20 protein-coding genes, 1 other RNA gene and 1 riboswitch are annotated in these 21,127 nt (G+C 62.2%); of the genes, 7 read left to right on the forward strand and 14 right to left on the reverse strand.

Annotated features, from left to right (window positions below):
- Positions 1 to 108: 108 nt before the first annotated feature.
- The 4 genes from ACR0JC_RS12800 to pdxR form a co-directional block, all read right to left on the reverse strand.
- Positions 109 to 2,928 carry a molybdopterin oxidoreductase family protein gene (locus tag ACR0JC_RS12800; RefSeq protein ID WP_170342339.1) on the reverse strand — a complete coding sequence of 940 codons (2,820 nt, stop codon included), beginning with the start codon at positions 2,926 to 2,928 and terminating at the stop codon, positions 109 to 111.
- A gap of 90 nt (positions 2,929 to 3,018) precedes the next feature.
- Positions 3,019 to 4,026: a phosphate acetyltransferase gene (gene pta, locus ACR0JC_RS12805; protein WP_170342341.1), complete on the reverse strand. Its 1,008-nt coding sequence runs from the start codon at positions 4,024 to 4,026 to the stop codon at positions 3,019 to 3,021.
- A gap of 21 nt (positions 4,027 to 4,047) precedes the next feature.
- Positions 4,048 to 5,823, reverse strand: a complete 1,776-nt coding sequence (gene xsc / locus ACR0JC_RS12810) for a sulfoacetaldehyde acetyltransferase (RefSeq protein WP_170342343.1) — start codon at positions 5,821 to 5,823, stop codon at positions 4,048 to 4,050.
- Positions 5,824 to 5,948: 125 nt separating this feature from the next.
- Positions 5,949 to 7,409 carry a MocR-like pyridoxine biosynthesis transcription factor PdxR gene (gene pdxR / locus ACR0JC_RS12815; RefSeq protein ID WP_170342345.1) on the reverse strand — a complete coding sequence of 487 codons (1,461 nt, stop codon included), beginning with the start codon at positions 7,407 to 7,409 and terminating at the stop codon, positions 5,949 to 5,951.
- 134 nt (positions 7,410 to 7,543) lie between these two features.
- Between pdxR and ACR0JC_RS12820 the strand changes: the two genes are divergently transcribed.
- On the forward strand, positions 7,544 to 7,852 hold the full coding sequence (locus ACR0JC_RS12820; RefSeq protein ID WP_170342347.1) for an ArsR/SmtB family transcription factor: 309 nt from the start codon (positions 7,544 to 7,546) through the stop codon (positions 7,850 to 7,852).
- Positions 7,845 to 8,873 (forward strand): permease, encoded by a 1,029-nt coding sequence (locus ACR0JC_RS12825; RefSeq protein ID WP_170342349.1) that lies wholly within the window; start codon positions 7,845 to 7,847, stop codon positions 8,871 to 8,873. The genes ACR0JC_RS12820 and ACR0JC_RS12825 overlap by 8 nt, the downstream gene beginning before the upstream one ends.
- A 41-nt stretch (positions 8,874 to 8,914) precedes the next feature.
- On the opposite strand, the gene ACR0JC_RS12830 is transcribed toward ACR0JC_RS12825, so the two are convergent.
- Together ACR0JC_RS12830 and ACR0JC_RS12835 are read right to left on the reverse strand one after the other, a co-directional pair.
- Positions 8,915 to 9,304 (reverse strand): hypothetical protein, encoded by a 390-nt coding sequence (locus tag ACR0JC_RS12830; protein WP_170342351.1) that lies wholly within the window; start codon positions 9,302 to 9,304, stop codon positions 8,915 to 8,917.
- 50 nt (positions 9,305 to 9,354) lie between these two features.
- Positions 9,355 to 10,116 (reverse strand): DUF1013 domain-containing protein, encoded by a 762-nt coding sequence (locus ACR0JC_RS12835; protein ID WP_170342353.1) that lies wholly within the window; start codon positions 10,114 to 10,116, stop codon positions 9,355 to 9,357.
- A 130-nt stretch (positions 10,117 to 10,246) separates the two neighbouring features.
- Between ACR0JC_RS12835 and ACR0JC_RS12840 the strand changes: the two genes are divergently transcribed.
- Entirely contained in the window at positions 10,247 to 10,888 is a 642-nt protein-coding gene (locus ACR0JC_RS12840; RefSeq protein ID WP_170342355.1) for a ribonuclease T2 family protein, read from the forward strand.
- Here ACR0JC_RS12840 and ACR0JC_RS12845 read toward each other — a convergent pair.
- Positions 10,885 to 11,373 carry a hypothetical protein gene (locus ACR0JC_RS12845; RefSeq protein ID WP_170341383.1) on the reverse strand — a complete coding sequence of 163 codons (489 nt, stop codon included), beginning with the start codon at positions 11,371 to 11,373 and terminating at the stop codon, positions 10,885 to 10,887. The genes ACR0JC_RS12840 and ACR0JC_RS12845 overlap by 4 nt on opposite strands.
- Positions 11,374 to 11,569: 196 nt before the next feature.
- Between ACR0JC_RS12845 and ACR0JC_RS12850 the strand changes: the two genes are divergently transcribed.
- A complete protein-coding gene (locus tag ACR0JC_RS12850) occupies positions 11,570 to 12,067 on the forward strand; it encodes a lactoylglutathione lyase family protein (protein WP_170342358.1) in 498 nt (165 codons plus the stop codon).
- 71 nt (positions 12,068 to 12,138) lie between these two features.
- On the opposite strand, the gene recR is transcribed toward ACR0JC_RS12850, so the two are convergent.
- The 3 genes from recR to ACR0JC_RS12865 form a co-directional block, all read right to left on the reverse strand.
- Positions 12,139 to 12,732: a recombination mediator RecR gene (gene recR / locus ACR0JC_RS12855; protein WP_170342360.1), complete on the reverse strand. Its 594-nt coding sequence runs from the start codon at positions 12,730 to 12,732 to the stop codon at positions 12,139 to 12,141.
- Positions 12,733 to 12,778: 46 nt separating this feature from the next.
- Positions 12,779 to 13,123, reverse strand: coding sequence for a YbaB/EbfC family nucleoid-associated protein (locus ACR0JC_RS12860; RefSeq protein WP_170342362.1), 345 nt, complete (start codon positions 13,121 to 13,123; stop codon positions 12,779 to 12,781).
- A gap of 86 nt (positions 13,124 to 13,209) precedes the next feature.
- Positions 13,210 to 14,964 (reverse strand): DNA polymerase III subunit gamma/tau, encoded by a 1,755-nt coding sequence (locus tag ACR0JC_RS12865; protein WP_170342364.1) that lies wholly within the window; start codon positions 14,962 to 14,964, stop codon positions 13,210 to 13,212.
- A gap of 155 nt (positions 14,965 to 15,119) precedes the next feature.
- On the opposite strand from ACR0JC_RS12865, the gene ACR0JC_RS12870 reads away from it, so the two are divergent.
- On the forward strand, positions 15,120 to 15,623 hold the full coding sequence (locus tag ACR0JC_RS12870; RefSeq protein ID WP_170391127.1) for a protein-tyrosine phosphatase family protein: 504 nt from the start codon (positions 15,120 to 15,122) through the stop codon (positions 15,621 to 15,623).
- 3 nt (positions 15,624 to 15,626) lie between these two features.
- Here ACR0JC_RS12870 and ACR0JC_RS12875 read toward each other — a convergent pair whose 3' ends face one another.
- Both ACR0JC_RS12875 and ACR0JC_RS12880 read right to left on the reverse strand, forming a co-directional pair.
- Positions 15,627 to 16,034 (reverse strand): hypothetical protein, encoded by a 408-nt coding sequence (locus ACR0JC_RS12875; protein ID WP_480763962.1) that lies wholly within the window; start codon positions 16,032 to 16,034, stop codon positions 15,627 to 15,629.
- An 86-nt stretch (positions 16,035 to 16,120) separates the two neighbouring features.
- Positions 16,121 to 16,336: riboswitch (cobalamin riboswitch) on the reverse strand.
- Positions 16,337 to 16,366: 30 nt separating this feature from the next.
- Positions 16,367 to 16,939, reverse strand: a complete 573-nt coding sequence (locus ACR0JC_RS12880; RefSeq protein ID WP_480763963.1) for a TetR/AcrR family transcriptional regulator — start codon at positions 16,937 to 16,939, stop codon at positions 16,367 to 16,369.
- Between the two features lie 84 nt (positions 16,940 to 17,023).
- Here ACR0JC_RS12880 and ACR0JC_RS12885 point away from each other — a divergent pair, with 84 nt between their 5' ends.
- Complete coding sequence (locus ACR0JC_RS12885) at positions 17,024 to 17,881, forward strand: alpha/beta hydrolase family protein (protein ID WP_170342369.1); 858 nt, start codon at positions 17,024 to 17,026, stop codon at positions 17,879 to 17,881.
- A gap of 81 nt (positions 17,882 to 17,962) precedes the next feature.
- On the opposite strand, the gene ffs is transcribed toward ACR0JC_RS12885, so the two are convergent.
- Together ffs and ACR0JC_RS12895 are read right to left on the reverse strand one after the other, a co-directional pair.
- An RNA gene (gene ffs / locus ACR0JC_RS12890) (signal recognition particle sRNA small type) lies at positions 17,963 to 18,061 on the reverse strand.
- Positions 18,062 to 18,100: 39 nt separating this feature from the next.
- Positions 18,101 to 20,167, reverse strand: coding sequence for a bifunctional 2',3'-cyclic-nucleotide 2'-phosphodiesterase/3'-nucleotidase (locus ACR0JC_RS12895; protein WP_480763964.1), 2,067 nt, complete (start codon positions 20,165 to 20,167; stop codon positions 18,101 to 18,103).
- On the opposite strand from ACR0JC_RS12895, the gene nudC reads away from it, so the two are divergent.
- Positions 20,143 to 21,126: an NAD(+) diphosphatase gene (gene nudC / locus ACR0JC_RS12900; protein ID WP_170342374.1), complete on the forward strand. Its 984-nt coding sequence runs from the start codon at positions 20,143 to 20,145 to the stop codon at positions 21,124 to 21,126. The genes ACR0JC_RS12895 and nudC overlap by 25 nt on opposite strands.
- Position 21,127: the final 1 nt, after the last annotated feature.

Raw genomic sequence — 21,127 nt, forward strand, 5'->3', positions numbered from 1 at the left:
TCTGCTCTTTGTCGAGGGCCGGGGCCGAAAGGGGGGCAGCCCCCTCCTGAGCCGCTCGGCTCAATTCATCCCCGGAGTATTGCGGGCCAAATGGAGTGTGGGGCAGCGTCATTTGCCAACCTTCCATGCGAGATCCTTGGGGCCGGTGCCGACCGGAGATTTGATTGGCGGGAATTCCGGTTGGCTTTGGGCGTCTGCCGGTGCTTCGGCTTTTTCGATCTTGACCTTCAGATCGAACCAGGCGGCCTGTCCCGTGATCGGGTCGGAATTGGCCCAGCGCAGGCCGTCGCCCTTGGGGGGCAGCAGTTCGTGGATCAGGTGGTTGAGCAGAAAGCCCTTGGTCGCCTCGGGTGCGTCGGGCTGCAACGCCCATGCCCCTTTGCGTTTACCGATGGCGTTCCATGTCCAGACGGTGTTGTCGTTCAACGCGGCCATTTCCATCACCGGCACAGTGATTTCTCCGTGCGGAGAACTGACTTTGGCCCAGTCCCCGTCCTTCAGTCCGTGTTCGCGCATCAGCTTGGTGGGAACATACAGCGGGTTGCGCCCGTGCAGTTGCCGCAACCAGGCATTCTGGGTGCCCCAGCTGTGATACATCGCCATGGGGCGCTGGGTCAGGGCGTTGACGGTAAAGCCTTCGTTTCCGGTCTGGTCGGTTTCGTACCAGATCGGAAGCGGTTCCATGGTTTCCTTGATGCGGCCGCGCAGGTGTTCGGGCGGCTGGCGGTCACCATGGCCTTCGGCGGCCAGCTGGAACTTGCGCATCGGTTCGGAATAGAGCTGGAACAGGTAGGGTTGCGGGCTGTCATACAGGCCCATTCCCACTGCCCAGTCCTGATAGGCGGCGTTCCAGGGTTTGTAGAACAGGGCCTCGTCCGGGATGTGTTCCAGGTAGAAGCCGCCATTCTCGATATAGCGGTCCAGTTGGTTCGGGTTCACGTCGCCTCGACCCACCTGCGAGCCATCTGCGCCGCGGAATCCAGCCAGTGGGCCGATGCCTGGCTTGCGCTGATGGTTGACCATGTAGTCGGCATAGTCCGTGTATTTGGCCGAGCCGTCCTCATCGGTGAAGCCCGGCAGACCCAGCTTGTTGGCCAGCTGGATCAGCACCGTCTGAAATCCGCGCACGTCGCGATCGGGTTCGATCACCGGCCAGCGGATCGCATCTGCGGCGCCGTCAGCCTCGCAGATCGGGCGGTCGAGGAGCGAGATGCAGTCATGGCGCTCCAGATAGGTCGTGTCGGGCAGGATCAGGTCGGCATAGGCCACCATTTCCGAGGAATAGGCGTCGGAGTAGATGATCCGCGGGATCACGTAGTCTCCGTTGTCATCCTTGTCCGTCAGCATCTCGATCACGCCCTTGGTGTTCATGGTCGAGTTCCAGGACATGTTGGCCATGTACATGAACAGCGTGTCGATCTTGTAGGGATCGCCCGCGTGAGCATTCGAAATCACCATGTGCATCAGCCCGTGGCTGGACATCGGGTTTTCCCAGGTAAAGGCCTTGTCGATGCGTGCCGGGCTGCCATCGGCCTTCAGGGCCAGATCTTCGGGGCCGCGCACGAAGCCCAGATGCGGGCCGTCCAGGGGCGAGTTTGGCGTGACCTTGCAATGGGGGGTCGGGTGTGCTTCGACCGGCTTCGGATAGGGCGGCTTGAAGCGGAACCCACCCGGGACTTCGACCGTGCCAAGCAGGATCTGCAGCACGTGCAGCGCGCGGCAGGTCTGGAATCCGTTGGCATGGGCCGAAACGCCGCGCATCGCGTGCATGGCCACCGGCCGGCCGATCATCTTGCTGTGCTTTTCGCCCCGGAAGTCAGTCCATTCCTGGTCCAGCTCAAAGGCCTCTTCAAAGGCGACGCGCGCCAGCTCACCGGCGATGGCGCGGATCCGGCTGGCGGGTATGCCGCATTTCTCGGCCACCGCTTCGGGGGCGTATTCGTCGCTGAGGTATTTTTCCGCCATCAGGTGGAAGACCGGGCGGTGGGTGATGCCGTCCATGTCATAGGTGGCGGTCAGGTCGGGCCGGACGCCCGGTTTGTCGAAGGCCGTCGGTTGCCCCGTGGCCCGGTCAATCACCAGCGGCTTGCCGTCCGCGTCCCGCAGAAACAGGCCCTTTTCAGGGCCTTCGGCGGCATTCACCAGGACAGGGGCGTTGGTATAGCGGCTCAGGTAATCCAGGTCGATCTTGCCGGCTTTCATCAACACATGGATCAGCGACAGGATGAACAGCCCGTCGGTCCCGGGCGTGATGCCGACCCAGTCATCGGCCACTGCGTTGTAGCCGGTGCGGATCGGGTTCACCCCAATCACGCGGGCACCGCGCGCCTTGATCTTGCCGATGCCCATCTTGATCGGGTTGCTGTCATGGTCCTCGGCCACGCCGAACAGCATGAACAGCTTGGTGCGGTCCCAATCGGGCTGGCCGAATTCCCAGAACGCGCCGCCCATCGTGTAGATGCCGCCAGCCGCCATGTTGACCGAGCAGAAACCGCCATGGGCCGCATAGTTGCAGGTGCCGAAATTCTGGGCCCAGAAGCTGGTAAAGGATTGCGACTGGTCGCGGCCGGTGAAAAAGGCCAGCTTCTCGGGGTTGTCCTCGCGCAGCGGCTTGAGCCAGCCGACGGCGATGTCCAACGCTTCGTCCCAGCTGATTTCCTCGAACTCACCCGACCCGCGCGGACCCACCCGCTTGAGCGGAGCGCGCAGGCGTGACGGGGCGTTGACCTGCATGATGCCCGCGCTGCCTTTGGCGCACAGAACCCCCTTGTTCACCGGGTGGTCACGGTTGCCCTCGATATATGCGACCTTGCCATCCTTCATGTGGACGTTGATCCCGCACCGGCAGGCACACATGTAGCAGGTTGTCTTGCGAACCTCGTCCGAGACCTTGGGGGACGTGTCGAGGATTGGCTGCTGATGGGTCATTTGCGGATCCAGTCGTTTGCGTCGGGACGAACTTGTCACTTTCAGCCCGGATTTAGAATACTGTTCTGACGATGGCGCCAGATTTGATGGTCATGTTCCCAATGCCTGCAGCACGGTCACGGCGATCATCTGTTCGACATCCTCGGCGCTGCAGCCCCGGGACAGATCATTCGCCGGTCGGGCCAGACCCTGCAGCACCGGACCGATCGCCATGTATCCACCGATCCTCTGGGTGATTTTGTAGCTGATGTTTCCCGCGTCCAGATTGGGAAAGATCATGACGTTGGCCTTGCCGGCCACAGTCGATCCCGGAGCCTTTTTCTGGCCGACGGGGGGGTGGAAAGCCGCGTCGAATTGCAGCTCGCCGTCGACATGCAGCTCGGGATGCTGTTCGCGCAAAAGGCGCGTTGCCTCGGTAACCTTGTCGACACCGGGATGTCTTGCGCTGCCTTTGGTTGAAAAGCTCAGCATCGCCAGCGACGGCTGTTCCCGCAGGATGGCCCGGGCCGACTGGGCCGAGGCCGCCGCGATATGGGCCAGCTCCGATGCGGTCGGATCAATCACGAGCCCGCAATCGGAAAACAGCATCGCGCGGGCATCAGGTCCGCCCGGGTCCGGCGGATACATCAAGAAAAACGAGGACACCAATCCGGCATCCGGTGCCAGGCCGATCACCTGAATCGCCGTACGGACCACATCACCGGTCGTGTGAACCGCGCCGCCGACGGTCCCCGTGGCGCGGCCCGTCCGGACCAGCATGGCCGCGTAGACCAAATGCGTTTCGGCCGCGGACCGGGCCGACGCTGCATCAACGCCCTTGTGCCGGCGCAGATCGTGGTAGATGGCCGCGAACTCCTCGGTCAGCGGCGACTCGGTCGGGTCATGGATGGAGAGGTCATCTCCCGGTGCGGCGCCCTGCGCCAGCAACTCGGCTTCGATTTCTGCCCGCGGACCGACAAGGATGATGTCGGACAGCCCTGCGGACCGGGCGGCAAGCGCCCCCGCAACGATGCGGGGATCACTGCCTTCGCTCAGAGCAACGATTGGCCGGATTGCCGGAGCTTGCTGACGCAACAACTCAATGGGTGTCAGGGTCATCCGCTCCAGCTCCGTTCCCGCTCAGACCTGCTGCGGCACCATGTCGTCGGCCGAAATGCCGGCCACGGCCACAGGCTTTTTCATCGCGTCGCGGCGGAACGGCTCACCCAGTTCCTGGTTGATCAGGGCTTCGATCAGGGTGGTGATGCCGTTTTTCTGGTCTTCGATGGCTTGGCTCAGGGCGGCGGTCAGCTCGTCCATGGTGCGGGCGACAACACCCTTAAGGCCGCAGGCTTGGGCTATGCCGGCATAGGACACTTTTGTGTCCAGTTCGGTGCCCACGAAATTGTCATCGAACCACAGGGTCGAGTTGCGCTTTTCCGCGCCCCACTGGTAGTTGCGGAACACGATCTGCGTCACGGCAGGCCATTCCTCGCGGCCGATGGCGGTCAGTTCGTTCACCGCGATGCCGAAGGCGCCGTCACCGGCAAAACCCACTACGGGCACGTCCGGGCAGCCGATCTTGGCGCCGACGATGGCGGGCAGGCCATATCCGCACGGTCCGAACAGGCCGGGGGCCAGATACTTGCGACCTTCCTCAAAGGACGGGTAGGCGTTGCCGATGGCGCAGTTGTTGCCGATGTCCGAGCTGATGATCGCTTCTTTCGGCAGCGCGGCCTGAATGGCGCGCCATGCCATGCGGGGGCTCATCCAGTCGGGCTTGGCCGCGCGTGCGCGCTCGTTCCAGCTGGTGCCTGGATCGTCGTCCTCGTGGTCCATGCTGCTGAGCTGCTGGGCCCAACGCGACTTCTTCTCGGCAATCTTGGCCTTGCGTTCGGCGCGGCCTTCGTCTCCGGCCGTGTCGCTCAGCTGCGCCAGGATGCCATTCGCCACCTTGGCCGCGTCGCCGACGATACCGACCGAGACCTTCTTGGTCAGGCCGATCCGGTCGGGGTTGATGTCGACCTGGATGATCTTGGCGTCAGCCGGCCAGTATTCCATGCCATAGCCCGGCAGGGTCGAGAACGGGTTCAGGCGCGTGCCGAGGCACAGGACCACGTCGGCTTCCTTGATCAGCTCCATCGCTGCCTTGGACCCGTTGTAGCCCAGCGGGCCGGCAAACAGCGGATGGCTGCCGGGGAAGGCGTCGTTGTGCTGGTAGCCGACGCAAACCGGCGCATCCAGACGCTCGGCCAGAGCCTTGGAGGCCTCGATGCCGCCTTTGGCCAACACCACGCCCGCTCCGTTCAGGATCACGGGATTCTTGGCGTTCGACAGCAGTTCGGCGGCCTTTGCGACTGCGGTTTCACCGCCTGCGGGACGCTCGAAATCGACGACCGCGGGCAGTTCGACGTCAATGACCTGAGTCCACATGTCACGCGGGATGTTGATCTGGGCCGGGGCGCTGGCGCGCTTGGCCTTCATGATCACGCGGTTCAGAACCTCGGTGACGCGGGACGGATCGCGGACCTCTTCCTGATACGCGACCATGTCCTCGAACAGTTTCATCTGCTCTACCTCCTGGAAACCACCCTGACCGATGGTCTTGTTGGCCGCTTGCGGTGTGACCAGCAGCAGCGGTGTGTGGTTCCAGTAGGCGGTTTTGACGGCAGTGACGAAGTTGGTGATGCCGGGGCCGTTCTGCGCGATCATCATCGACATCTTGCCGGTGGCGCGGGTGTAGCCGTCGGCCATCATGCCGGCGCTGCCTTCATGAGCGCAGTCCCAGAACATGATCCCGGCCTTGGGGAACAGGTCCGAGATCGGCATCATGGCCGAGCCGATGATCCCGAACGCGTGTTCGATGCCGTGCATCTGCAGAACCTTAACAAAGGCCTCTTCTGTCGTCATTTTCATTTGGACGCTCTCCAAGCAATGGTGGAAACGGTCAGGCGATACGCCTTGGCTTGCCATTGGTTTTGGCGCAACGGGGGCATCTGGGTTAGGGCCAGACACGGCGCCGGAGTAGGTCCAGTGTTGTCTCAGCAGGCTCGGATTGCGGCCGCAACCCGCTCGATTCCCGCAGGAATCCGGTCAGCCGAAATCGAGGAATACCCCAGGCGGTAATAGTTCCTGGGCCGATCCGGCCCCGAGAAGAACGCAGCACCGGGCTCGATATGAACACTCTGATTTTGAAGCGTTTTCGCCAATTCCGCGGTGTCGACATGGTCCGGTGCCTTCATCCACATCGACGATCCACCAAAGACGCCGCGCCCGGCCACGGTCAACCCGTTCGCCTCGATCGCGTCCTCGATCGTCTTGCGCCGCTGCATCAGAGCCTTGGACATACGCCGTATCTGAGCATCATAATGCCCGAGCGACAGGAAATAGGCCGCCGTTCGCTGGATATGGCCGGGTGGGTGTCGGAAAACGAGCGACCGCAGCGCGCGGGCCTCGCGGATGAACGGTTCGGATCCGACCATGTACCCCAGCCGCAACCCCGGGAACAACGACTTGGAAAAGCTGCCCACGTAGACCACACGCCCGTCCTTGTCCAAAGACTTGAGCGCCGGTGACGGGGCACCCAGAAAGGCCATCTCGAACTCATAGTCATCTTCGACGATCATCGCGTCCAGTTCGCGGGCGCGTTTCAACAGGTCGTGACGCCGGGCGACGGGCATTGTCGCAGTTGTCGGACATTGGTGGCTGGGCGTGGTGTAGATCACATCGGTGCCGTCCGGGATGGACTCGGGCGGCAACCCATCCTTGTCCACCCGCAATGGTGTCATCGAGGCATCCGAGCAGCGCATAAGTTCGTGCAGAGCGTAGTAGCTGGGATCCTCGATCGCCGCCTTGCGCCCTTGGCCCAGAAGAATGCGCGAGGTCAGCCACAGGGCGTTCTGAGCGCCCAGCGTGATCAGAATTTCCTCGGGCCGTGCAGCGATACCGCGGCGGGGCAACGTGTGGCGAGCGATGAACTCGATCAGCAATGGATCGTCCTGATCCACGTAGTCGCCGGTCAGCGAGTCGAAATCCTTGTGGCCAAGGGCCCGAACGGCGCAGAGGCGCCAGTTCGCATGATCAAACAGGGTGCGGTCGGCCTGGCCGTAGATGAACGGATAGCTGTATTCCCGCCAATCCGGTGGCTTGGCCAGAAAATCACCGTCGGAAAAACGGCGGGCCAGTGCGGCGTCCCAGTTGACGGTTTCTTCGCTGCGCTGAACCGGTGTGTATTTCGGCGGCACTGGCGCGTTCTGCGACACGTAGTACCCGGACCGGCCTTTGGCCGTCAGATAGTCATTTGCCAGCAACTCGGTATAGGCCAGCGTCACGGTGATGCGGCTGACACCCAGATGCGCGGCCAGTTTGCGCGACGACGGCAGTTTCTCACCGACATGAAAGCGGCCTGACAGGATGCCCTCGGCAATCATCTGCTGGATCTGCGCCTGCAGAGTGCCCTGACCGCCCGGTTTCAGAAAGAAGGTTTCGACCGAAATTCCCATGCCTCGTTATATGTTGGACTTAAATGCAGGGCAATCTGGACTTATTCAGGATCAACGGAAATTTACCCATACGGTTGACACGGGCATAGCTCATCACTAAGAAACTAGAAATCTAGTTTAATGGAGATAACCAAATGTGGGAAAAAGCTGCTGTAGGGTTTTCCGCGATGGGGTCCGAGGCGCGATTGCAGGTGCTCAAAACCCTTGTACGGGCCGGACAGGCGGGTCTGACGGTCGGGGAAATCCAAAGCCGGACTGGGATGGCACCGTCCACCCTGGCTCATCACCTGCGTTTCTTGGCGGCAGGCGGCGTGGTCGAGCAGGAGAAATCCGGGCGGACCACAATCAACCGTGCATGTTTCGATGAATTGAGATCACTGGCGCAGTTCATCCTCAGCGAATGCTGCGCGGATGAATCCAGAAAGGTTGCCAACGATGGCTGAATTGACGCAATCCCCGAAGGCCGTTGGTCAAACCCTGTCCGGTCTGCTGAAGACACCCTCGGCCCTGATCGTGGTGATCCTTGTTCTTGTGGCCATTCTGGACCCGGGCAATTGGGTGAACGTCACGACTTTTGCAGCCAAGGCTCTGGTGCACACCGGTCAGTACATCCTGTTTGCAGTGCTGTTGCTGTCCTACCTCAAGGCCAGCGGGGCCGAGACTATGGTTGCCCGGGCCTTCGAGGGCCGCGAAACCCGGATGATCCTGCTGGCCGCTTTGTTTGGCGGGTTGGCTCCGTTCTGCTCTTGCGAGGTGATCCCGTTCATCGCAGGCCTGCTTGCATTGGGTGCGCCCTTGTCGGCGGTCATGGCCTTCTGGCTGAGCTCGCCGTTGATTGACCCGCCCACGCTTTTGATTACGGCGGGCGCTTTGGGCTGGCCGTTTGCGATCGGCAAAGCCGTTGCTGCCGTGGCACTGGGATTGTTCGGCGGGTTCGCGGTGCGTTTTCTCATGCGTCAGGGTGCATTTTCCCAACCTCTGCGCCACTATGAACCGGCCGGATGCTGTGGCTGCGGTCCGAAGAAAGACACGCTGCTTTGGCGCTTTTGGCAAGAGCCCGAACGCCGCGTCCGGTTCCGTCGGGAATTCGTGCAGAACGGCCTGTTCCTGCTGAAGTGGCTCGCTCTGGCCTATGTGCTCGAGGCGCTGCTGGTCAGCTATGTTCCGGCTGATCTGATCGCGCGGCTGGTCGGTGGCGACGGTGCCTTGCCGATCGTGATCGCCGCCTTTGTCGGGATGCCGGCCTACCTGAATTCGTATGTCGCGCCGCCTCTTCTGGCCGGCCTGATGGAGCAGGGGATGAGCGCGGGCGCGGCGATGTCCTTCATGATCGCCGGGGCCGTCAGTTCCATTCCGGCCATGGCGGCTGTCTGGTCTCTGGTCAAACCCCGTGTGTTCGCAGCCTATATCGGGCTTGGGATCAGCGGAGCTATTGCAGCCGGTATCCTGTTCCAGCTTTTGTAAGAGAAAGACCGCCCGGAGAATACTCCGGGCGGTTTTGCATATCAGCTTGCGCCGCAGTTGCTTGGCAATTTGAACCGATACCGCGGTTCGCCGCTGTCCACGTAAACCCGTTTTTCCACACAGGCCGTGGTTCCGATACTGCGCGCGATCGGCGCCTCGGTCGCGGTGATTGAAGTTGCCGATCCGTCCGGCAATCGAACCGACGCGATGACCCCGTTCTTGAGATCACCATTGATTGGCGTAGCCGACAGTACGGGAACGGTCAGAAACGCTTCGTGTTCGTGTTTCCCATCGCCGCTGAACAGCAGCAGACCGGCAGCTACGGCGATAACGGCCACGCCGCCCAGAATGGCCAGTCCCTTGGTTTTTGCGAAAGCGTAAATCGAAACCGCCCGGTGCGGCCCGAAGATAGACGATAGAATGTTCAGCATGGTCCAGTTCCAAAAAGGCCCCGGTCCATCGGACCGGGGCCAGCACAGTGTCAGTTGCGCAGATCGTCCTCGTCGTCTTCTTCGGCACCGCCCTTGGGCAGGTTGAAGAAGCTGTCGGCATCCACCACTGCTTCGTCTTCTTTTTCCTCGTCGCCGTCATCGGACAGCGAGAAGGTTTCCAGCCCCTCGATCGCCGTGGGGATCTTGGGAGCGGCATCCATTTCCAGCGACTGTTCGGTCGAGACCAGCTTGCGGCGCTCGTCATCGCTCATGACGCCACCTTCGGCGGCCTTCTTGGCGGCGGCTTTCTGGACGGCGGCATCCAGTTCGGACTGTTTGCACAGGCCCAGCGCGACCGGGTCGATCGGCTGCATGTTGGCGATGTTCCAGTGGGTGCGCTCGCGGATCGACTGGATCGTGGGCTTGGTGGTGCCAACCAGTTTGGCGATCTGGCCATCGCTCAGCTCCGGGTGGAACTTGACCAGCCACAGGATCGAGTTCGGGCGGTCCTGGCGCTTGGACAGCGGCGTGTAGCGCGGACCGCGGCGCTTTTCCTCGCCGGCGGCGGCCGGGTTGAACTTGAGCTTCAGCTTGTGCAGCGGATCTTTCTCGGCCTTGTCGATCTCTTCCTGGGTCAGCTGGTTGTTGGCGATCGGGTCGAACCCTTTGACGCCTGCCGCCACATCGCCATCAGCGATGCCTTGCACTTCCAACTCGTGCATGCCCACGAAATCCGCGATCTGCTTGAAGCTGATCGTGGTATTGTCCACCAGCCAAACGGCGGTTGCCTTGGCCATCAGGGGTTTTGCCATCAGCCCGTCTCCTTTGAATACATCTGTCCCGTCGCCGGAATTCGGCGGCCCCGTGGTCTTGGGGCAGGTTTCCGTTGTCGGGGAACTTGGCCCGTATATAGTCGTGCAGATGCAAGAAGGGAAGAGGCGAATGCGCTGGGCGTTATTGGGGCTGCTGGTGTGGATTTTCGGCGCGATGGCCGCGCTGGCCGATGGCGAGAAGTCAGGCGAGTTCGACTATTACGTCCTGTCGCTGAGCTGGTCGCCCAACTGGTGCGCCCGCGAAGGCGACGCGCGCGGATCCGACCAATGCGATGCGCGCCACGATCACGGCTGGATCCTGCACGGGTTGTGGCCGCAATACCACCAAGGCTGGCCCTCCTATTGCCCGACAGCCAAGGCGCCGCCGTCCCGTGCGATGACCCGACAGATGGAAGATATTCAAGGCAGTTCGGGTCTGGCCTGGCACCAGTGGAAGAAACACGGCACCTGTTCGGGCCTGTCCGCAGCGGACTACTACGCGTTGTCCCGGCAAGCCTATGACCGCATCACCCGACCGCCGGTGTTTCGCAAGTTGGACAAAGCCGTGAAACTGCCGGCGCGCGTGGTCGAGGATGCCTTCCTCGACGCCAATCCGGGGCTCGAGCCAGACATGATCACCGTCACTTGCAAGCACGGTTACATCGAAGAAGTGCGCGTCTGTCTGTCACGTGATCTGGACCCGGTGCCCTGTGGGCGGGACGTGATCCGGGACTGCACCGCTTCGGATGCGTTGTTCGATCCGATTCGCTAGAGCTTCTTGTTCTGGCAGTCCCGCGCATAGTCCAATGCCTTGGCGGTGCCCTTCAGATCGATCGCCAAAACCCGCTCGCCTGCGGGGTTGTAGATAGTCATCGTCTTGTTCTGGGCGATGGCCGCAACAAAGTTCCGGTCGGTGAAGAACACGGTCGCACCGGGCACCCGATCCTGCTTGAACCCGATGGCTGTGGCGTCAAAGCTCTTGCCGTCCAGCTCGAACCGGATCGGATAGGATTTGCCGGGCTCGATGTTGCCCCACCCCTTGTGGAAAACGGTGAAATAGCCCCGATTGTCCAGCGCATCGTAGCCCAGGCGCACCACGGACAGGTCCTGATACACCGTCTGGATCAGACAGCCGTTGCCCAGATTGGGGTCCATCATGATGTTCCAGCCTTCGACGAACCCCTTGTCGACCAGTTGCTGTGACCACGCGGAAGTGGCGGTGAAGGCGGCGAAGGTCAGGGCGAGAAGGCGTTTCATGGCGGGTTCCGATATCAAATGGGTCAGGCTAGGGCATAGTACACGGTGCGGGGTCGACGGAAAGATCATTCTAGGCCTCGGCAGCAGTGCATGATGATCTATGTGCATGGAACAACACGGCTTTGCCTTGTGGGGCGGGCGCTTGAAACAAGGACGTTGCAAAATACGTCTTGCCCAATAGACCAAGGAGCAAGCCATGCCTCAACATCCAAGAACATTCTCTCACATCGGGTTGTCCGTCCCGAACGTGGACGAAGCCGTGAAATTCTATTCCGAGGTTTTGGGATTTTACGTGATCATGCCGCCAACCGACGTGGTCGAGGATGACACGGACATCGGCGTGATGTGCACGGACGTGTTTGGCCCGAATTGGAAAAAACTGCGTATCGCGCATCTGGCGACAGCCGATCGTATCGGGATCGAGCTTTTTGAGTTTGATGGAAACTACGCGCCGGAAAACAACATCAACTTTCGCAGGAACGGGACGTTCCATTTCTGCGTCCAGGATCCTGATGTCGAAGGCTTGGTGGAAAAAATCGTGGCGGCCGGCGGGAAACAACGCATGCCTATCCGATACTACTACCCCGGCGAGAAACCCTACCGCATGGTCTATGTCGAGGATCCGTTCGGGATAGTCTTCGAGATCTACAGCCATTCCTATGAATTGACCTACTCGTCGGGTGCCTACACCTGACCGATGGGTAAAGTGGTACCTTGCAATCGAGGAGGGGCGAGAGCGTGCTGCTTGCAGGCAGCACGCGGCGGCTACAGTTCTTTCCGCGCCCGCAGCGCTGCGGTGATGGTCCCGTCATCCAGATAGTCCAGCTCGCCCCCGATCGGCACGCCCTGCGCCAGCGAGGTCAGGCGGACCCGCCCTTCCAGCTGGTCGGCGATGTAATGGGCCGTGGTCTGCCCGTCGACCGTGGCGTTCAGGGCCAGGATCACTTCGGAGATGTTTTCGGCGGTCACCCGGTCGCGCAGCCGGGGGATCCGCAGGTCATCCGGGCCGACGCCGTCCAGCGCCGAGAGCGTTCCGCCAAGCACATGGTAGCGGCCTTTGAACACGCCCGCGCGTTCCATCGCCCACAGGTCGGCCACGTCTTCGACCACGCACAGCTCACCGGTGGCGCGGTCTTCGGAATTGCAGATGTCGCAGATGTCGGTGGTGCCCACGTTGCCGCAGTTCAGGCATTCGCGTGCGGTGGCGGCGACCTGCTGCATGGCGTCCGACAACGGCGTCAGCAGCAGGGCGCGTTTGCGGATCAGGTGCAGCACCGCCCGCCGGGCCGAGCGCGGTCCCAGCCCCGGCAGCTTGGCCATCAGATCGATCAGGGCGTCGATGTCACTGTTCGAACTCATGGCCTGTCCTGCGTGGCTTTGGCGTCGGGGGTTTGAGGGGCGAAGATCAGAACGGCAGCTTGACGTCCGCCGGGAGGCCCATGCTTTCGGTCAGCTTGGCCATTTCTTCCTGCGACCGCTCGGCGGCTTTGGTCTGCGCGTCCTTGATTGCGGCCAGGATCAGGTCCTCGACCACTTCCTTGTCGTCGCTGTTGAAGATCGAGGGGTCGATGTCCAGACCTTTCAGCTCGCCCTTGGCCGAGGCCGTGGCCTTGACCAGGCCCGCGCCGGATTCGCCGACGACCATGATGGTGTTCAGCTCTTCCTGCATCTGCGCCATCTTGGTCTGCAGTTCCTGCGCGGATTTCATCATCTTGGCCATGTCGCCCAGACCACCGAGTCCTTTGAGCATCTGTATGTCTCCTGTCATTCGATTTGCGGCCTAAATACGGGCCGTCTGCGTCCTTCACAAGGGCAGCGCGCCTTCTGCGCGGATGATCAGTCTTCCTCGAACGGGTCCCATTCGTCTTCGACCTCGGGCAGGGCTTCGGTTTCGACCTTGGCCGCACGGTCCTCGGGGGTTTCGATCCGTGTGATGCGGGCCTTGGGGAACTGAGTCAGAACCGCCTGCACCAGAGGGTGTCCTTCGGCCTTGGCCTTCAGCGCCAGCTCGGCCGCGTCGCGCAGTTCGGCGATGGTGGGGGCGTCGCCGTCCGAGACGATCGAGACCGCCCAGCGATTGCCGGTCCAGCGCTGCAGCGCGGACCCGAGCCGCGCGGCCAGGTCGGTAGGGGCCTTTTCGGTGGGCGTGAATTCGATCCGGCCCGGCTGGTACGAGACGAGGCGGACGCCGTTCTCGACCTCGACCAGCAGTTTCACGTCACGGTTGGCGCGGATCAGCTCGACCACATGCTCGAAAGTTGGATAACGCGCCAGCGCGGTCTGCACGTCCTGAGCCAACGCCGCCGTCGGCGCACCGCCCACGCCGCGCGGGCCCGGCGCATGGGCCGAGGCCGTCGCGGTCACGGGCGGGGCGCTGTTTCCGGCGACCGGAACGCCGCCCCCCGGCCCGCCGACGGGCGGCGGAGGGCTGTCCTGAAGGCGCTTGATCAACTCTTCAGGGCTGGGCAGGTCGGCCACATGGGTCAGACGGATCACCGCCATTTCCGCGGCCATCATCGCGTTGGGGGCGGCCGAGACTTCCTCGAGCGCCTTCAGCAGCATCTGCCACATCCGGGTCAGCGCCCGCATCGGCAGCGCCTCGGCCATCTGCTGGCCGCGGGTGCGTTCATCGGGCGAGACGGTGGGATCTTCGGCTGCGTCGGGGGTGATCTTCACCACCGAGACCCAATGCGTGATTTCGGCCAGATCGCGCAACACCGCCAGCGGGTCGGCGCCCTCGGCATATTGCGCGCCCAGTTCGGTCAGGGCCCCGGCCGCATCGCCGCGCAGGATCATGTCCATCAGGTCCAGCACGCGGCCCCGGTCGGCCAGTCCCAGCATCGCGCGCACCTGGTCGGCGGTGGTTTCGCCGGCACCATGGCTGATTGCCTGATCCAGCAGCGAGGTCGCATCCCGGGCCGAGCCTTCGGCGGCGCGGGTGATCAGTGCCAGCGCGTCATCCGAGATTTCCGCGCCCTCGGCGGTGGCGATCTTGCGCAGCAGGCCGATCATCACTTCGGGCTCGATCCGGCGCAGGTCGAACCGTTGGCAGCGCGACAGCACGGTCACCGGAACCTTGCGGATCTCGGTCGTGGCGAAGATGAATTTCACATGCTCGGGCGGTTCCTCCAGCGTTTTCAACAGCGCGTTGAAGGCGCTGGTCGACAGCATGTGGACTTCGTCGATGATGTAGATCTTGTAACGCGCGCTGGCGGCGCGATAGCGCACGCTGTCGATGATCTCTCGGATGTCGTTCACGCCGGTGCGGCTGGCGGCGTCCATTTCCAGCACGTCCACATGGCGACCTTCCATGATGGCCACGCAATGCTCGCACTGGCCGCAGGGTTCGGTCGTTGGGCCGCCATTGCCGTCGGGTCCGATGCAGTTCATGCCCTTGGCGATGATCCGGGCCGTGGTCGTCTTGCCGGTGCCGCGGATGCCGGTCATGATGAAGGCCTGCGCGATCCGGTCCGCCTCGAACGCGTTTTTCAGCGTGCGCACCATGGCATCCTGACCGACCAGGTCGGCAAAGGTTTCCGGGCGGTATTTTCGGGCGAGAACCTGATAGGCGGGGCTGGACTGTGTGGTCATGTCTGCTCTGACGGATTCGTACTGACGATGCAGGGTAGAGTTCCAGGTGCCCCGCGTCCACAGCACCGGTGCAGGTTTTTCGCTTTGGCGAGCGCGCGGTGTGAGGCATACTGCGCGGATCAAGTTCAATCAGCCAGTTTCGGGGGGAACGTCTGATGACAAATCTTGTGGTTCATGCATTGCAGGTGGGCGGCGGAACGCTGGCCCTGACCTCGGTTCCCGGCGGTGGCGGCGACTATGAGGGAGACCTGGACCTGATTTCAGCCTGGGCGCCGGGGCTGGTAATTTCGATGACTACCCTTGCCGAACTGGTTTCTGTGGGTGCAGGCGAATTGGGTTGTGACATCCATCGGCGCGCCTGTCGGTGGGCACATCTGCCGGTCGCCGACTTCTCGGCGCCGTCGACCGAGATATCCGGCCGATGGCCCGAAGTCAGCGCCGCCGCCCGCCATGCGCTGTCGGGCGGCGGGCGCGTACTGGTCCACTGCCGGGGCGGTTGCGGGCGGTCTGGCATGGTTGTTCTGCGCTTGATGATCGAAAGCGGCGAGCAGCCGGAACAGGCCCTGAAACGCCTGCGGGCCGTACGTCCCTGCGCGGTCGAAACCGATGCTCAGATGGACTGGGCCATCGCCCCGGCGCGCGAGGCTCTGGCGACCTGACATTCAGGCGGTTGCGCGGAACTCGCGCTCGGCCCTGACCGCGGGCATGATCGCCGTGGCCTGCAGCATCGCACAGGGTCGATCACTGATGACCTGCGCAGGCAGGGCGTCGCTCTGGTCGTCAAACAGCATGTCGGCGTAGGTATCAAGGCAGTCGGACGGGGTGTCGGCGGCCGCTCCGCAATACACGCGGATCCGTTCGGGACGTGCATCGAACCGCGCCGTGCAGCCATGTTCGCAATGGGCCAGTTCGCTACTGCCTTCCACTTGGAAGTCGGGGGATGTAGCGGCCTGCGCCGTCGCCATTGCCTGCGCGATGGCCCGTGCCATGCGCGCCAATGCCGGGCAGGTCTTTCCGGTGCGCTGGCAGATGGTTGCCGCGAATTCATGGGTATCGGTCTTCCAAATCATGTTGCGCCCTCCGCGCGCTGGGCGAGGTGGATTTGGACAGACGCCGGTTTCAAGGCCAGACCCTGCCCGGACACCCCGTCCGAGTTTCGGTTTCACGTTTGATGGCAGGTCTCCTGACTTGCGGGTCTTTGCTTTGCCAACCTTCCCAACCTTGCGGTCAGTGGTATTTAGGCATCGCTCTCCGCCTACAGTTGCGGGGGCAGTCGCGGCCTTGGTCCGCTCCGGAGTTCCGGGTTGGACCGCACCGTGTTCCCTTTTCATCCCGGACCGAAACGGCCCGGGAACCATCCCCTCATCGCTAGCGGTGTATCCGGGATCGAGTCAAGACGGTTTCAGCCCGGTTGCCGGAGTGAGTCCCAAGGGAACAGATCAGGCAGTCTGCGCAGTACATTCGAATCCCTGCGGGCACGGGCCAATTGCCAGCCGCCCTGCATTACGATGAACAGGGTGTCCGCAGCATTTTCAGGGTCGGAAACTTCAAACCGCGCGGCGTGGTTTCGAACTTCGATGATCCAGCTTTCATACAGACGGTCGGCATGTTCCCGAAACGCGCGGTTGTCGGGGCTTTCGAACAGGGTGGCGGCGATGGGGCAGGTCTCCCATTGGGCCGAGGTGTCGAACAGCTTCGCGATTTTGTGGCACAGGGTGGTGACCCCGTCGCGAAAATCGGCGGCCTCGTTGAATGCCGCAGCGATCATGCTCAACATCCCGTCCGAGGCCCAACTGGCCGCCGCCAGGGCCAGATCCGGCTTGCCCTTTGGAAAATGGTGATAAAGCGAACCCTTGGGGGCCTGCGCTTCGGCCAGCAATTCCGCCAGACCGACACCGTTATAGCCCGAGCGCTGGAACAGTTGGGCGGCAGTCACGATCAGGCGATCTTTGGTGTTTGGTGGACGTTGGGTCATGCAGGCCAAATATTGACAGGCCTAGACCAATTGGTCCAGACACAAAGCATTAGACCGATCGGTCCAGAGTGTTTGGAGGCAAAGATGTTGGATTCGCAGCACGCGGTTGACGTGGGAGACTTTAAGTTTCCGTCGGGCCAGACCCAGCTGGCGGCGCGGCTTTACACTCCGGCGGTCGAGCCGCAAACCGTTGTTGTGCTGAACGGCGCAACAGGAGTGCCACGTGACTACTATCAGCACTTTGCTCGCTGGCTGGCCGCCGAGCGCGGTATGGCTTGCCTGACATATGATTACCGGGATTTCGAGCATTCGCTGACCGGGCGGCTGAAGGACTCGAAGGCCACGATGGCGGACTGGGCGCTGATCGACATGCCCGCAGCGCGTGCCGAGATGCGCCGTCGCTACCCGCAGGCAAAACTGTGGGTGATCGGGCATTCGGTCGGTGGAATGCTGGCTCCGCTGCAACCGGAAATCGAACAGATCGACCGGATGATCTGTGTGTGCGCAGGTTTGGTGACGGTGGCTGATCACCCGTGGCCCTACAAGGGCTTGGCGACTCTGTTCTGGTATGGCCATGTGCCACCTCTGGTGCGTCTCCTGGGGTACCTGCCAGGGAAACTACTGGGATTCGGAGCCGACTTGCCGGCTGGCGTCTATTGGCAATGGCGCAAGTGGTGTACATCGCCCACCAGCTATCTGCCCGAACTTGGTGACACGCTTCCCCAGGCGGATTGGAGCCGGGCGAACGCCACGGCGGATATCATTGCGTTTGAGGATGACCAGACAGTGCCACCGCCCGCCGTCTGGCGGCTGGCTGAACTCTATGGTCCGACCGCCCGTCGGCACTTGTTGGAGCCCAAGGATTTCGGACTGTCCGAAATCGGTCATATCGGCGCCTTCGCCCGCCGCAGCAGTGCCGTTTGGCCGCGATTGATCGCCTGACCCGCCCGTAAGCGCGGTTTTCAGGAACAACGACGAAATGCAGAGGTTGGATTGACCCGGCCGAATACGCGGCGCGGCGTCAAGTGAGAGGTTGGACATCGACCCAAGCGGGGCTCGTTGTGGCTGCTTCCTTCCGGACCTGACCAGGTTGGCGAGGCGCTTGCCCGCGCCAACCTCTCGACCGCCGATATAGGCATCACGCAGCCGCTTGGCAACCCGTCACAAAGACAGGCGTATCCGAAGAAACCCGCGCGCGTCCTGCCCGTCGGTGGTGGCTGCAAAGTGGTCCAGCTCGTGCAGGTAGTTCGCAGCGCTTGGTCCGGTTTTCAGAATCACGGACCAGCCCGCCTGCGGAACAAAGGAAAAGCTTTGGGCGGTGTTTTCCAACGGATCCGGACCCAATCGTCCCGCCAGGTAGTCGCGCAAGATACCCTGAAGGCTCAGCGGCGGCACCGGGATCAGGCGGGACGGGTCTGGGACGGGAAAGTTGCCGCCGCCATTGGCTCGGTAGCTGTTTGATGCAACGACGAATTGTTCATCCGGATCGACGGGGCGACCCTGATAGGCAAGATCGCGCAGGCGGGAATGGGACGTGTCGATCGACTGGCCGCCCAAATCATATCGCGCGGGCTGCGTCAGATCGAACCTGTAGGTCACCCCATGCAGCACGTCGAAATTGTGCCCGGTGCCCTCGGGGTTGATCAGAACCTGCTCGTCGCTATCGCCAAGTTGCGAGAATTGGGCAGCCGACATCTCCAGCCAATCGGCGATCTGGCGGCCATCCAGCAGCATGGCGGCCAATTGGTTCGGGAACACATGCAAGTCCGAGACATGCCGTACGGTGACATCGCCAGCCGGGACTTCGGTGTAGTGTCTTGGGCCGGCCCGGCCTCCGAATTTCGAAGGTGCGGCTGCGGACAGAACTGGCAGAGTCTCAAAGGCCGTCCCGGCCAGAACCGGTCGCAGGGCTGCCGCCTGGGCTGCGGCGACCAAGTTCAGCCCCTGATCCACCCCGCAGAAGGTGAAATAGCTATGCAAAGGACGATTGATCCGGCCCACCGGCTGGGCAGCGGCTTTGCGGGTCGCTTTGTGGGCTGCGGCAAAAAGTTCGACCATCTCAGGGTCTTCAGGAACGACCCAATCTCCGGCTTCAGCCCTGCCCGGGCAGATCGCGCGCAGATGCGCGCTGTGACCAGCAATTCTCGCTTCTCCCGCGGCGTTCATAGCAAGCGTGAGGTCGATCACCCCCAAATGCGACCCCGCTGATCCGGGCATGACCACGGGTCTGGCCTGCTGCGGGTTACCATCGCTTGGGTCGGGCAGTGTCAGGTGCGTGTGTCCGGCCACGATTGCATCAATACCGTCCAGAGCAGAAAGCTGTGCGACCACATTTTCCGACATCGGCGCGGCGTCGGGCTCGCCCATCCCTGAATGTGCAAGGGCCATAATCAGGTCACAGCCCTGACGACGCAATTTCTCGGCCATCCGGCGCGCCGTGGCGACAGCATCCTCGGCTGCAACCTGGCCTTCCAATTGTGGTGCTTCCCACTTCACCGTCTGCGGCGGCAGGATCGAGAACACGCCAATTCGGACAGGAGTGCTTTGGCCGTTGATGTGGACATGACGGGTCAGGATGGCCTGTTTCTGCCAGGGCGCGACCCCGGTCAGACACTGCATGTTGCTGCACAAAACCGGGCAAGTTGCCCGAGAAACGATCCGGCCCAGAGCCGGCAAGCCAAAGCCGAAATCGTGGTTCCCCAGCGCAATTGCGTCGTAGCCCAAGCGCCCAAAGGCGGACATCAAAGGGTGGGTCGCGTCGGTCTGTTCGACCGCCCAGTCACCCAGAAGTGTCCCCTGAAGGGAATCGCCGTTGTCGAACAGCAGGACAGTTGCATTTGCCTCTTCCGCCTCTTGACGTGCAGAGCGGATCAGGCTGGCGGTTCGGGTGAAGCCCACACCTGGTTCCGGCCGGTCAGCATAATAGTCGAAACTGGTCAGATTCATGTGCAGATCGGTCGTTGCAAGAATCCGGATGTGCGCGGTTTTCAAGTGGGGATGTGCCTGAAGCAGGGAGGATTTCAGAGCCAATTTTCTTCTTTTAGGTGCTGTTGAGCATACGTTTTCACTGAAAGGTAGAATACAGGTAATCGTCAGGGCTTCCATGCGTCCTTTGCGACAACGATGCTTTTTGCGAGTGTGAATTCCCATTGCACCAGTGCCCAAGTCGTGGCAGCCCTTATGCAAATTCCAAAGGGACAGGCATGAAACGGGCGGAAAGCGTGACATTTGGCGGCTCTGGACTGGACCGGGCGGCGCAGATCCGTACCGATGCCAGAGCTTTGGAGGAAGCACGGTCCGATACCACGGCGCGGTGCGTCCTGATGTGGCGGGGCAAACCGCTGGTCATGGGCGAAGCGTTGGACCAGTTGGCCTTGGTTCCGATGGACCACGATCTGGTTACGAACGGACCCGGCGGGGCGATCGACCAACCGATCTTGCTGGGGCGCAGTGATGCGGATGCGCCGCTGTTTGCAATGGACATTTCGAATTGGTCTGCCGACGGGTTGGACCTGTCGGGCGTTGGAGCGTTCGTGGATCGAACCGAACAGCAGCATCCGGGGCTGCCCGTGGGCCACGTGTTCGCCGAGCTTCGTCGGATCATGACCCGGCTGTCGGCCCGGGACGCCGAATTGGCAGCCACCGCCAAGGCCGTGATCGGCTGGCACGAGACGCACAGGTTTTGCGCGCGCTGCGGCAACCCGACCAACATTTCACAGGCCGGGTGGCAACGGCTGTGCCCGGCCTGTGGCGGGCAGCACTTTCCACGCACCGATCCGGTGGTGATCATGTTGGTCACGCATGGTGATTCTGTCCTGATGGGCAGATCTCCGGGGTGGCCCGACGGTATGTATTCACTGCTGGCCGGTTTCGTCGAACCGGGTGAAACCCTTGAGGCCGCCGTGCGACGCGAAGTCATGGAGGAGGCCGGCGTTCCGGTCGGACCCGTCAGCTATCTGGCAAGTCAACCCTGGCCATTTCCGTCGTCGCTGATGTTCGGGTGTGCAGCGCAGGCGCTGTCCCGCGAGATCACGATCGACCCGGTCGAGATCGAGGACGCGATGTGGGTCTCCAAGTCCGAGATGATGCAGGCTTTTGCAGGCGAGCACCCCAAGCTTCTGCCGGCGCGAAAGGGGGCAATCGCGCATTTTCTTTTGCGTAACTGGCTTGCAGATACGCTGGACTGAC

The organism is Ruegeria sp. CH5, assembly GCF_056537025.1.